Raw genomic sequence first — 12,843 nt, forward strand, 5'->3', positions numbered from 1 at the left:
CGCCGATCATGGAGCCGGGGTGATCGCACAGATGGGAGCAGGGATATGACCGAAGCGGGTAAGCCACTGGCCGGCCGCACCATGATCATGTCGGGTGGTAGTCGCGGCATCGGCCTGGAGATCGCCAAGCGGGCCGCCGCCGACGGTGCGAACATCACGCTGATCGCCAAGACCGATCAGCCGCATCCGAAACTTCCGGGCACGATCCACACCGCGGCCGAGGAACTCGAGGCCGTCGGCGGCCGGGTGCACAAATTCGTCGGTGACGTGCGCGACGACGAGGGCGTCGCCGAAGCCGTGCGCCAGACCGTGGAGCGGTTCGGCGGTATCGATATCGTCGTCAACAACGCCTCGGCAATCGATCTGTCGCCGACCGAAACGCTGTCGATGAAGAAGTACGACCTGATGCAGGACATCAACTGCCGCGGCAGTTTCCTGCTGTCGAAGACCAGCATCCCCGCCTTGCGGGAATCGGCGGAGGCCGGCCGCAATCCGCACATTCTCACCCTGTCGCCGCCGCTGAACCTGGACCCGAAATGGGCGGGCAGCTCGCTGGGCTACACCATCGCCAAGTACGGAATGTCGCTCACCACTTTGGGTTTGGCCGAGGAGCTGCGCAAGTACGGCATCGGCGTCAACTCGCTGTGGCCGCGCACCACGATCGCCACCGCCGCGGTCCGCAACCTGCTCGGCGGTGAGGAAATGGTCCAGACCTCCCGCACCCCCGACATCTACGCCGACGCCGCGTATCTGGTCCTCACCGCGCCCGCCAAGGACACCACCGGCAACTTCTTCATCGACGACGAGGTGCTCAACGCGCACGGCATCACCGATCTGGACAAGTACCGCGTGGTCCCCGGTGACGGCCCGCTGACCACGGACCTGTTCCTGTAAGCCGCGAATCCGCCGATGCCCGCCCGGTGGCGTACCGGGCGGGCACGCGGTTCAGATGCCGTAGAGCCGTTCCCAGTTCTCGCGGCTGGTCAGTTCCGGTGCGGCCGCCCGGTATTGCCGGCTCAGCTCCGGAAGTTCGCGGCGCAGCCGGCGCAGGACCCGGATGGTGCGCAGCAGCAGGGCGCGAGCCTTCTCCTTGTCCCGCTGCCGGATTCGCACGCCGGACTGCGAGGCATCGGTCACCACGACGTGGTCGAACAGGGCCAGGTGCCACCAGTGCGCATCCTCGCGGGTGACGCCCACGACGCCGTGCTGGGTACGTCCGGTCCACTGCTGGATCGCGCGCTTGACCAGCACCAGCAGCGGGCGGCTCGGTTCACCGCCGGCGCGGCGGAGCTGGATGTCGGACTGCCGGACCGGTGCGGTGGCGGCCGGGTGCTTCTTGGTCTCGGCGTAGTCGCTGCGGCTGGCGCGGGCGGCCGCCAGGGCCTGAATTCCGCCGTCGCGCAGGATCTTCGGGCCCTGCAGGAAGTCTTCGATGCCCTGCAGCGTGGTGTGCGCGAGGCCGTACTGCATACCCACCAGATATTCCGCGATCTCACGGAACAGCTTGCGGGTCACCGCCTTCGGGTCGAGATCGGTATGCATGGAGCTGACGATGAGCGAGTTGCGCATGCTGAAGTAGCGCGCCCAGTCGTCGAAATCCTTCCAGTAGAAGTCCGCGTGCCAGACCGCCGCATTCGGCAGTGTCACGGTCACGAATCCGGCCTCGCGGGCGCGCACGCCGTATTCGACGTCGTCCCACTGGAAGAAGATCGGCAGCGGCAGTCCGATCCGGGCCACCACCTCGGCCGGGATCAGGCAGGTCCACCAGGCGTTGTAGCCGGCGTCGACGCGGCGCTCCTGATTGCGCTTGAGCATGCTGGTGTTGCGCAGCGCCTTGGGCACCTTCTGACCGTGCCGAAGCTCGTTCAGATGCACCTCCTCGGCGCCGACGTTGAGATAGTCGGGGTTGAGAAGGAACAGCATCTGCGCGCCGACCAGCGTCGGTTCCACCGTGAGATTGGCAAAGGCGTTGAGCCGCAACACCGTTTCGGGCTCGCAGAGGATGTCGTCGTCCATCAGGATGACATCGGCGTGCTCGTTCGCCGCCGACACCTCGTACAACCCGCGGGTGAATCCGCCCGCCCCGCCGAGATTCGGCTGCCGGATGTAGCGCAGTTTGTCACCGAAGCGCGGCCGCGTCTGCTGGAACAGCTCCCGGTCCGAGACCAGGTCGGTGCCCTGGTCGACCACGTAGACCGCGTCGATGGCGGCCAGCACCTCCGGATCCGAGGCGAGCGCGGCGACCGTGTGTGCGCAGTCCTCGGCCCGGTTGAAGGTGCAGATCGCGATCGCGACCGGGCGGACCCGGTCCGGAGCGGGAGCGGTCCAGGTGAGCTCATCGATCGCGAGTTCGCCGCCGACAGCATCGAATTCGACCCACAGCGCCCCGCCGTCCACGTACTGATCCAGCGGCGCCCGCAGGGTGACCACGCGGTGCTCGACTTCGCCCGACCGGGGACCCTCCGTGGTTACACAAGCTGCCGCCTCCGGGCCCTGACCGTTCGGGCGGGCGGCATCCACATCCGCGGAGTCGATGATGCGCCGGTGCCCGGCGATATCGGAGGCGGCCAGCCGGATCCGGGCGCGATCGCCGACCGCGACCCGCATCGAAACCTCGACCTCGGTCACCGTCGTCCAGCGCTGCCAGTAGCTGGCCGCGAACCGGCCGAAATAGGTGTTGGTGTGCGCGTGCGCGCCCTTTTCCAGCCGCAGCGACAGCCGTTCGCGATGCGATTTGCCCTTGACCACCGCATACAATTCGTCGCTGATCTTGGGCGCCGGGCCGGTGAAAATGCCGCGGGCCAGAACCAGGCGGTCGGGGGCGCGGTGCTCGGTCCGCAGGGCGCCGGGTGCGGGCTCGGCGATGCGCGGATCGTTCTCGGTTGCGGTCACGGCCTGGCCAGCCGACTGATCCATGGTGGAATCCCTCGTAAACAGTGTCCGATGGCGCCGAATCCGGCGCGGGCGCGGTCAAGTGCGGGCTCGGTGCGAGCGATACCCATTATGTCCGTCTCATGTCGCTCGGTCCGACCGGAGGGCCGGTGATCGACAATTGCGAAGCACGATCATCGGCCCGACCGGGTGCGGGTGTCCCGCAAATCCCGACCCGAGCGGGACTCGACGAAGACGAAAGTGTCGTAGGCCCAGTAGCGGAAAACCACCGCCACGATCTGGCCGATCAGGGTGCCGGAGATGTTGTCCGCCAGCGGCGAGGACAAGTGCAGCACATATCGGGAGAATCCGAGACACCCCAGCTGCAATCCGATGGCAACCACATTGAAAACGGCGTACAGCAGATATTCGCGACCGGGACTGCCGCCCTGCTTGTGCGCGAAAGTCCACCATTTGTTGCCGAAATACGTGACCACCGTGGCCACCAGAATCGAGATGATCTTCGCGACCAGCGGCGCCCGATTCAGAACTCCGTCGCCGCCCCAGAAGACCAGCACATTGTAGGTTCCGGCGTCGACGAGAAAGCCGATCGCGCCGACCACCAGAAAGGCCGATCCCTGCCGCAAGGCGGTGACGACCTTGTGTCGCAAGCTATCGCCGGTTCGATCGACCGGTTCGGTCGCCGTCTCACTGCTGGCCACCCGGCGACGGTACCGCACCGGGGTTCCCCACCGCGTGATGCCGGTGGGAGCGCAGCCTGCCGCGGGTGCGATCGGGCGGCTCCCAGCGGCCGCGAAGGCCGCGAGGTCGGGGCGGCGCACCGGCCCGCGACCGACACAGTGAGGGTTAGCGGGCGCGAGTCCGGCGACGGCCTGTACCCTCCCGGTGTTCCGTATTTCATCGGCCGATCAAATGAGGGATTGACGGGGTGAACCCCACCGAGCTTCGCATCGCCGCCATCGTGCCCTGCCACAACGAGGAGGCTGCGGTCGCCAAGGTCGTCACGGACCTCAAGGCAGCCGTGCCGGGCATCGACGTCTACGTCTACGACAACCGCAGCACGGACGCCACCGCCGAACGTGCCCGCGAGGCGGGCGCGATCGTGCGCACCGAGACCGTCAAGGGCAAGGGCAACGTGGTCCGTCGCGCGTTCGCCGATATCGAGGCCGATATCTACCTCATGATCGACGGCGACGACACCTACGACGCCTTCGCCGCTCCGAAGATGATCGAGGCACTGCTGTCCGGCCCCTACGACCACGTCCTGGGCGTGCGGAAAGAGGACGAGGGCACGCAGGCGTACCGCGCGGGCCACGAAGCCGGTAACCGCGTGCTCAACGGCGTGGTCGGCAAGGTGTTCGGCGAGAACGTCGAAGACATGCTCTCCGGATATCGGGTGTTCTCCCGCCGCTTCGTGAAGAGTTTCCCCGCGGTGTCGCGCGAATTCGAGATCGAAACCGAATTGACCGTGCATTCGCTGCATCTGCGGGTACCGCAGACCTCGGTGCGGGTGGGATTCCGCGACCGTCCCGAGGGCAGTGAATCCAAACTGCGCACCTACCACGACGGATTCAAGATCCTGGGCCTGATCTTCGGCCTGGCCCGGCACGAACGCCCGGTGGCGTTCTACGGATTGTTCGGGACGCTGGCCTGGCTGATCTCGATCATTCTGATCGTGCCGATCGTGATCCAGTTCTACGAAATCCACCAGGTGCCGCGGTTCCCGACGCTGTTCCTCGGCTTCACCCTGCTGCTGCTGGGCAGCCTGGCATGGACCGCCGGCCTGATCCTCGACGGCATCCGCCGGTCCCGGCACGAGGCCGCCCGCCTGATGTACCTGCGGTACTCGGCCGTCGGTGTCGAAACGCCCGAGCAGGTCCGGCAGGGGCACTGATGACGACCCAGGCCGACAAGGAGGCCGCCGATAGGCGGGCCTCCGACCGCGAGGCCGTGGCCGGCGAAGCCGACACCGAGCAACCGAAGCGTGACGAGGTGAGCCCCGGAAGTAGCCGGGCCACCGAGCAGCGCCGGCCCGCGGGTCTGCTCCGGCGCGCCTGGTCCCCCGTCGCGCGCCACCTCGGTCCGGCCGCGGCCCTGTTCGTCCTGGTGGCGGGCGTCTTCGGCATCGTGTTCGCGACCATCACGCCGCCGTTCTGGGGTCACGACGAGATCACCCAGTTCGGCCGCGCGTATCAGGTGGCGCACGGCGGATTCACCCCCGAGCGGATCACCGACGACCGTGGCGTCTCCTACGGCGGCCAGATTCCGCTCAGTATCGACGGGCTGATGGGCTACGCCTTCACCGACTACAACCGGCACCCGACCGAGCCGGCCCCGCTCGCCGCCGACGAGACCGCCTACGACCGGCTGGGTTCCGCGCCGGTGACCACGACCGCGACCAAGCAGATGTGGTTCACCAACACCGCCGCCTACTCCCCGCTGCCGTATGTGCCCGCGGCCGTGGGCATTCGGCTGGCGCAGGTCATCGGCCTCGACGTCGGCGATACGGTGCTGCTCACCCGGCTGGCCGGATTGCTCGCCTATCTGGTGATCGTGGCCTTCGCGCTGCGGGCGCTGCGCGCGTTCCGGATCCAGTGGCTGGCCTTCACGGTCGCGGTACTGCCGATCGCGCTGTTCCAGGCGGGCACGGTCACCGCCGACACCGTCACCAATGCCCTGGCGATCTTGGTGTCGTGCCTGGTGGTGAAGGGCGTCTTCCTCGACACCCGGCTGACGAGACCGGAGGTGGCGGCCGCGCTGGCGGCGACGCTGGCACTGCCGCTGAGCAAGCCGACCTACGTCATCCTCGCCATGCTGGTGGTGCTGATTCCCGCCCGGCAGTACGGCTTCGGGAAGGTGCTGCGCTGGCTGCCGTGGTGTTTCGCGGCGCTGGGCGCGATCCTGTTCGCGGTATGGATGAAGATCGCCGCGCCGACGGGCGACGGTATGGGGCTGATGCGCAAGCCGGCGGAATGGCATTCGGTGCGTCCCGGCGATCAGCTGCACGAAATTCTGTCGAATCCGGTGCATTTCGCGAATACTTTCGGTGACAGCATCTGGTATCGGGACGAGAAATGGTTCACCCAATTCTTCGGCGAGCTGGGATTCGCCTATGTCGACGTTCCCGCGCTGTCGATCGTGGCCTGCCTGCTGGCGCTGGCGGTGAGCGCCGGAATCGCGGATCGGCTGACCGGTGACCGGTGGCGCACCTGGATCGTCGCGCTCACCGTACTGGCCAGTGTGGCGATGATCTACGTGACGCTGTACATGTCGTTCACACCCGTGGGCTACTGGATGATCGACGGCGTGCAGGGACGCTATTTCGTGCCGCTGGCGATTGCCGGATTCGCGGTGTTGCTGCGGTGGATGCCGTTGCGGCTCAGCGATTCTCGGGGCGTGACGCCGGTGCGCGGACCCGCGATCACGGTGGTGGCCGCGGCCGTGGTGGCGTTGGCCGCGGCCGCGATCAAATACAACGTCCTGATCTGGGGTTAGAGCACCTTTTCGCCGGCCGCCGCGTACGCGCGTTCGGTGTGTTCCTTCTGCGGGCGCCACCACGCCTCGTTGTCGCGATACCAGGCGACGGTCGCGGCCAGTCCGGCCCGGAAATCGCCGTAGTGGGGTCGCCAGCCCAGTTCGGTGCGCAGCAGGGTGGCGTCGATGGCGTAGCGCTGATCATGTCCGGGCCGATCGGTGACGTGGTCGAAATCGCCGGGGTCCCGGCCGAATTCGGCGAGCAGCAACTCCACCACGGTCCGGTTGTCCAGTTCACCGTCGGCGCCGATCAGATAGGTCTGCCCGATGCGCCCGCGGTCGAGAATGTCCCACACCGCGCGATTGTGATCCGCGACGTGAATCCAGTCCCGGATCTGATGTCCGGCGCCGTAGAGGCGCGGTCGCACCCCGTCGATCAAATTGGTGATCTGGCGCGGGATGAATTTCTCCACATGCTGATACGGGCCGTAGTTGTTGCTGCAGTTGGAGATCGTCGCGCGCACCCCGAACGAGCGCACCCACGCACGGACCAGCAGATCGCTGGACGCTTTGGTGGCCGAATACGGGCTCGACGGCTGATAGGGGGTGTTCTCGGTGAATGCCGGATCGTCGGCCCCGAGGTCGCCGTAGACCTCGTCGGTCGAGATGTGGTGGTAGCGCACATCGTGTTTGCGCACGGCCTCGAGCAGGGTGAACGTGCCGACGATATTGGTCTGCACGAACGACCGCGGCCGGGCCAGCGAATTGTCGTTATGGGATTCGGCCGCGAAATGCACCACGGCGTCGGCTCCGGAGACCAAGCGGTCCACCAGACCGGAATCGGCGATATCGCCGTGTACGAACTCGATCCGATCGGCGATCGGCGCCAGCGAGGCGCGATTTCCGGCATAGGTCAGTGCGTCGAGCACCGTGACGCGGACGTCGGGTCGATCCGCCACGGTCTGATGGACGAAGTTCGCGCCGATGAATCCGGCTCCGCCGGTTACGAGCAATCGCACCATGCCACCCTAACGTGGGGGTGAATACGGGCTTTGAATCACCACCGAGTCACACCAGCCTCACACGCGTGTGTGACCTTCGTCACATCTCATGCTTTATGTCCCTTTTGTTCGAATTGCAGGCAGTGTCCGAAAACCGCACGCATACTGCATGTTTCCGCAACCTGACAATCAGCAAGAACCCGATGGTGAACAGAATTTGAATGAACGGACACAACAGGTTCACCGCTCGTTAGCTGACGTCGATTTCTATTTCTCATGTCCCAGAACCACTCTGTATCGAGGTTCCGCAAAAAATGATGATGAGGAAATTCGTCGCGACCGCCGCCATGCTGGTCGCCGCTGTCGGTGTCGCGGCCGGAACTGCCACGGCCGACCCCGCGGCCCCCGCGGCGCCCGAGAGCGTCTACTACAAGGCCAGCGTCGAGAACGACAAGGCGATTATCAAGACCGACGGCGGCTCGATCGTCAACGACAACGGCATGCTCGAGATCAAGGCTGCCAACGGCACCGTGCTCGCCGGCACCCCGCTGAACTTCCGGGTCGACGACTTCGAGTTCCCGATCGCCGCCGACATCTCCGGCAACACCGCCACCCTGACCCCGCAGTACGACATGGCGCACGCGGTCTACAAGCCGGTCGCCCTGCCGTTCGAGGACTCGGCTCCGTGGAAGACCCCCTACGACCGTGAGGTCGCCGCGTTCACCCGCATGAAGGACACCATCGCCACCGGCGCCACCATCGGCACCCTGGCCGGTGGTATCGGCGGCGCGCTCATCGGCTGTGTCGCGGGCGCCGCTATCGGTCTCGCTGCGACCGGTGCGCTGCTCGCCCTGTTCGGCGCCGGCCCGCTCGGCGGCTGCGTCGCCGGTGCTGCCGCCGTCGGCTTCCTGGGTGTGCTCGCCGGCCAGATCTTCGTGACCGCTCCGGTCGCGATCGGCGCCGCGATCCAGTACTTCGCCACCACGACCGCGCCGTTCAACCCGCCGGCGCCGGCCAAGTAATTCCGCAGGCTGCCCGTCGCGACCCCTGAGCGGGCGGATCCCTCGGATCAGAGACAGTGCCCCGCCCACCGTTCGGTGGGCGGGGCACTGTCGTTTCGCACTCGGTGGTTACGCTCCGCTGCCGCCTACGAGCCCTCCCTGTCAGGCGGTCCGCGCGGTCTCTTCCGGTTCGACCCGCGCCCGCACGAATCGCGCCACCCGGGCCAGCGCGGCCCGGCTCTCCGGCATATTCGGCAGGATGCTCATGAAGGCGTGGACCTGTCCGCGCCACAGCTCCAGCGAATTCGGCACCCCGGCCGCGGTGAGCCGGCGGGCCATCAATTCGCTGTCGCAGCGCAGCAATTCGTCCTCGCCGACGATCAGCAGGGCCGGCGGCAGGCCGGTGAGCGATCCGTTGACCGGCGACAGCGCCGGGTCCAACGGCTGCTCCGCCTCGGCCCCGTAACGCACCATCTGCCGCACCGCCGCCATCGGGATGTAGGCGTCGCGGCCGACGTTCATGTACTCGCCCTTGACCCGGTAATCGAGATCCAGCAGCGGCGACAGGCCGACCAGGCCGGCCGGGCCGGGCAGTCCCGCCTGCGCCGCCCGCAGCGCGGTGGCGAAGGTGAGGAAACCGCCCGCCGAATCTCCGGCGAAGACGATGCGCCCCGGATCGGCGCCGTGTCGTAACAGCCAGCGATAGGCCGTCAGGCAGTCCTCGACCGAGCCCGCGATATTCGTCCCGGGCAGCTGCCGATAGTCCACGTTCACCACCGGCAGCCCCGTACGACGCGCCAGGCTGGCCGCCACCGGCCGGTGCGAGTCCAGTCCGCACAGGAAGAAGCCGCCACCGTGCATGTACATCACGGCACCGTCGCGCAGGGATCGCCGGGCGCCGGCCGGGCGGATGATCTCCATCCGGAAGCCGCTCATCCGCACCTGTTCGCGTTCCACGCCACGCACCTGCGGCCGCAGCGCCGCCAGCCGGTCGATCAGGAGCCGCGCGACCGGCATGGTCATCGGGGTGATCGGATAGCGCCGGATAACGGGGCCCACCACGCCCCGGCAGGTCAGCAGCACCGCTTGCGAATGCAAACTCGCACGGTCCGGGTTCACCACCACCGGATCCACGACAACACCGGGTTCGAACCCCGGCCCGTATTCGGCCTCGCCGATGGGAATCGCCGTCATCGCGCACCTACCTGCCACTCGGCGCCGAGTGACCGGCTACCGGCAGATTCGGTAGCTGAGGTGTCGGCGCTGACATCTCACACACTGGTGTTTCAGAACACCACGGATGTGTGACCTACGCAATACTTGATCGCCCGACCAGGGTCCGGCGAAACCATCGTGACCATTTCGCGGTCTACTCGGAACCTCATCGAGCCCGAGCGGGCGGAAGCTGGCAGACTTGCGTCACATGCGCGGAATCATTCTGGCCGGGGGCACCGGGTCCCGGCTGCACCCGATCACGCGCGGGGTCAGCAAGCAGCTGGTCCCGGTGTACGACAAGCCGATGGTGTACTACCCGCTCTCCACACTGATGCTGGCGGGTATTCGCGACATCCTGGTGATCACCACCCCCGAGGATGCCGAGGCCTTCCGCCGGCTGCTCGGCGACGGCACGCAGTTCGGCCTGGCGATCGACTACGTGGTGCAACCCGAACCCGACGGCCTGGCCCGGGCCTTCGTACTGGGCGCCGACCACATCGGCGGCGAATGCGCGGCACTGGTGCTTGGCGACAACATCTTTCACGGTCCCGGGCTCGGCACCCGGCTGCGGCGCTTCGACGGACTCGACGGCGGGGCGGTCTTCGCCTATCGGGTGTCCGATCCCTCGGCCTACGGCGTGATCGAATTCGACCGGGGTCGAGCCGTTTCCATCGAGGAGAAGCCGAAACTCCCGCGGTCCAACTACGCCATTCCCGGCCTCTATTTCTACGACAACGACGTCGTCGAGATCGCCCGGGGCCTGCGACCGTCCGCGCGCGGAGAATACGAGATCACCGATATCAACCGCACCTACCTCGAGCAGGGGCGATTGCAGGTCGAGACCCTCGCGCGCGGCACCGCCTGGCTCGATACCGGAACCTTCGATTCGCTGCTCGACGCCGCCAATTACGTGCGCACCATCGAAGAACGCCAGGGACTCAAGATCGGCGTTCCCGAAGAGGTGGCGTGGCGGATGGGCTTCATCGACGACGAACAGCTGTGCCGGCTGGCCGAGCCGCTGGTGCGCTCCGGGTACGGGACTTATCTGCTGGACCTGCTGAATCGCGGGCGCGACGACGGCTACGGACAGGACGGTTGAGATGCGGATTCGAGAACTGGCGGTCCCGGGTGCGTGGGAGTTCACGCCCGAGCTGCGCGGCGACGAGCGCGGCGTCTTCGCCGAGACGTTCAAGGCCTCGGAATTCGAGAAGGCGACCGGGCGGCCCCTGGACCTGTTGCAGATGAACACCTCCACCTCGGCGGCCGGTGTCCTGCGCGGCATCCACTACACCGAAAATCCCCCCGGCCAGGCGAAATACGTCACGTGCATGCGCGGCGCCTTCTTGGACGTCGTGGTCGATCTGCGCCGCGACTCCCCGACCTTCGGCCGCTGGGACAGCGTGGTGATCGACGACATCTCACGCCGCTCGGTATTTCTCTCCGAAGGGCTCGGCCACGCCCTGCTGTCGCTGGCCGACGATTCCACCGTCACCTATCTCTGTTCCCTCGAATATTCCCCCGAATTCGACCGGGACGTGGACGCATTCGATCCGGATCTCGGAATCGACTGGCCCACGGTCGGTTCCGACGGCAGTCCGCTGACGTTCATCCGCTCGCCGAAGGACGCGGCCGCACCGCGCCTGCGCGAACTGCGCTGAGGGCAGCGTCCGGGTTCCACCGATCGGGCCCGGTTCGCACAGCGCCACGCCCGGCTCGAACTGATGAGCCGGGCGTGGCGCTCGGGTGGTAACTCAGGCCGCCGCGAGTTCCGGTGCCTGTTCGGAGTCCTCGACCTCCTGCTGCTTCCTGCGGGTGGGCAGGAAGTGGGTGAAGGCGATGAGGGCGCCGATGATCGCCGCGATGCCCGCGAAGATCAGGCCGGGACGGTAGCTGTCGAGTACCGCCTGCGGTGAATTGCCGTGCGGGCCGGAGGAGATCAGCGCGGTCGTGATGGCGAGGACGATGGCCGCGCCGACCTGCATCGAGGTCTGCAGCACACCGGCCGCCAGGCCCTGTTCCTCGTCGTCGATGCCGTTGGTGGCCTGGATGTTGATGGCCGGGAAGCCGATCCATCCGATGCCGATCAGCAGCACCGCGGGCAGGATCACCGCGAGATAGGACGGTGCGGTGTCGATGCGCAGGAACAGCAGGTAGCCGATTGCCATGACGGTGGTCGTGACCGCGATGATCGGGCCGGTGCCGAAGCGGTCCACCAACTTGTCGGAGAACACCGAGGACAAGGCCACCAGCACACCCACCGGCAGCAGCGCCATCGCCAGGGTCAGCGGCGACCAGCCCAGGCTGTCCTGCAGGTACAGGGTGACGATGAACTGCCAGCTGAAGTAGGAACCCGCCACCGCGACGATCACCAGACTGGCTCGCACCAGCGTGGCCTTGCGCAGGATGCCCAGCCGGATCAGCGGATGCCGCACCCGCTTCTCCACCGCGACGAACGCGGTGAACAGGACGAGCACAGCCGCGAACGAGCCCACGGTGCGTGCCGAACCCCAGCCGGCCTGCGGTGCGGACACCACGGTGTAGACCAGCAGCAGCATGGCGGCGGTGGAGAACAGCGCACCGAGCAGATCGTGGCCACCCTCGGCGGTGTCGCCCTTGTCCTTCGGCACCAGAATCGCCGCGGAGACCAAGGCGGCCAGCGCGATCGGCACCGGCAGCAGGAAGGTCCACCGCCAGCCGAAACCTGTCATCAGGCCACCGAAGACCAGGCCCATGGAGTAGCCGCCCGCACCGAAGACGGTGTAAATGGACAGCGCCTTGTTACGCGCCGGCCCCTCGGCGAAGTTCGTGGTGATGATCGACAGTCCGGTCGGCGCCGTGAAGGCGGCCGCCAGACCCTTGACGAAGCGGGTCGCGATCAGCAGCGGCCCGGAGCTGACCAGCCCGCCCGCCAGCGAGGCGACCGCGAAGACGGCCAGGGCGATGAGGAAGACCTTGCGCCGGCCCAGCAGATCGGCGGTGCGGCCACCGAGCAGCAACAGGCCGCCGTAGCCGAGCACGTATCCGCTGACCAGCCACTGCAGGGTCGAGGTTTCGAGATGGAGTTCGGTACCGATGGACGGCAGCGCGACGCCGACCATCGAGACGTCGAGGCCGTCCAGGAACAGCACGATGCACAGCGTGATGAGCATGCCCCAGAGCCGGATCGGCCACCGAGTATCGGCCGCCGAGGCGGCCGGAAGTGTTGCTGTGGAAGTCATGTGGCGGAACATTACATGCATGCGCATCTAATGCACAAGCAT

The 12,843-nt window shown here is 66.9% G+C and carries 11 protein-coding genes; 6 read left to right on the plus strand and 5 right to left on the minus strand.

The window, feature by feature from the left end; genetic code table 11:
• Positions 1 to 45 precede the first annotated feature (45 nt).
• Positions 46 to 894, plus strand: coding sequence for an SDR family oxidoreductase (locus tag NA3_RS22285; RefSeq protein ID WP_062965574.1), 849 nt, complete (start codon positions 46 to 48; stop codon positions 892 to 894).
• 51 nt (positions 895 to 945) lie between these two features.
• On the opposite strand, the gene NA3_RS22290 is transcribed toward NA3_RS22285, so the two are convergent.
• The gene (locus tag NA3_RS22290) at positions 946 to 2,916 is read right to left on the minus strand and encodes a glycosyltransferase (RefSeq protein ID WP_084491772.1); all 1,971 of its coding nucleotides are present in this window, start codon (positions 2,914 to 2,916) and stop codon (positions 946 to 948) included.
• 149 nt (positions 2,917 to 3,065) lie between these two features.
• Positions 3,066 to 3,593 (minus strand): GtrA family protein, encoded by a 528-nt coding sequence (locus tag NA3_RS22295; RefSeq protein WP_062965726.1) that lies wholly within the window; start codon positions 3,591 to 3,593, stop codon positions 3,066 to 3,068.
• Between the two features lie 227 nt (positions 3,594 to 3,820).
• Between NA3_RS22295 and NA3_RS22300 the strand changes: the two genes are divergently transcribed.
• On the plus strand, positions 3,821 to 4,786 hold the full coding sequence (locus NA3_RS22300) for a glycosyltransferase (RefSeq protein WP_062965575.1): 966 nt from the start codon (positions 3,821 to 3,823) through the stop codon (positions 4,784 to 4,786).
• Positions 4,786 to 6,387: a DUF2142 domain-containing protein gene (locus NA3_RS22305; protein ID WP_084491773.1), complete on the plus strand. Its 1,602-nt coding sequence runs from the start codon at positions 4,786 to 4,788 to the stop codon at positions 6,385 to 6,387. The genes NA3_RS22300 and NA3_RS22305 overlap by 1 nt, the downstream gene beginning before the upstream one ends.
• On the opposite strand, the gene rfbB is transcribed toward NA3_RS22305, so the two are convergent.
• Positions 6,384 to 7,385: a dTDP-glucose 4,6-dehydratase gene (rfbB, locus tag NA3_RS22310; RefSeq protein ID WP_062965727.1), complete on the minus strand. Its 1,002-nt coding sequence runs from the start codon at positions 7,383 to 7,385 to the stop codon at positions 6,384 to 6,386. The genes NA3_RS22305 and rfbB overlap by 4 nt on opposite strands.
• Before the next feature lie 296 nt (positions 7,386 to 7,681).
• Between rfbB and NA3_RS22315 the strand changes: the two genes are divergently transcribed.
• Positions 7,682 to 8,389: a DUF8020 domain-containing protein gene (locus NA3_RS22315; RefSeq protein WP_062965576.1), complete on the plus strand. Its 708-nt coding sequence runs from the start codon at positions 7,682 to 7,684 to the stop codon at positions 8,387 to 8,389.
• Between the two features lie 141 nt (positions 8,390 to 8,530).
• On the opposite strand, the gene NA3_RS22320 is transcribed toward NA3_RS22315, so the two are convergent.
• Positions 8,531 to 9,562, minus strand: a complete 1,032-nt coding sequence (locus tag NA3_RS22320) for an alpha/beta hydrolase (RefSeq protein WP_084491774.1) — start codon at positions 9,560 to 9,562, stop codon at positions 8,531 to 8,533.
• Positions 9,563 to 9,791: 229 nt separating this feature from the next.
• Between NA3_RS22320 and rfbA the strand changes: the two genes are divergently transcribed.
• Both rfbA and NA3_RS22330 read left to right on the plus strand, forming a co-directional pair.
• Complete coding sequence (gene rfbA / locus NA3_RS22325; RefSeq protein WP_062965577.1) at positions 9,792 to 10,682, plus strand: glucose-1-phosphate thymidylyltransferase RfbA; 891 nt, start codon at positions 9,792 to 9,794, stop codon at positions 10,680 to 10,682.
• A gap of 1 nt (position 10,683) precedes the next feature.
• Complete coding sequence (locus NA3_RS22330; protein WP_062965578.1) at positions 10,684 to 11,241, plus strand: dTDP-4-dehydrorhamnose 3,5-epimerase family protein; 558 nt, start codon at positions 10,684 to 10,686, stop codon at positions 11,239 to 11,241.
• Between the two features lie 93 nt (positions 11,242 to 11,334).
• On the opposite strand, the gene NA3_RS22335 is transcribed toward NA3_RS22330, so the two are convergent.
• Complete coding sequence (locus tag NA3_RS22335) at positions 11,335 to 12,801, minus strand: MFS transporter (RefSeq protein ID WP_062965579.1); 1,467 nt, start codon at positions 12,799 to 12,801, stop codon at positions 11,335 to 11,337.
• Positions 12,802 to 12,843: the final 42 nt, after the last annotated feature.

The sequence above is a fragment of the Nocardia africana NBRC 100379 genome, from assembly GCF_001612635.1.
In the GTDB taxonomy this organism is placed as follows: Bacteria; Actinomycetota; Actinomycetes; order Mycobacteriales; family Mycobacteriaceae; genus Nocardia; species Nocardia africana.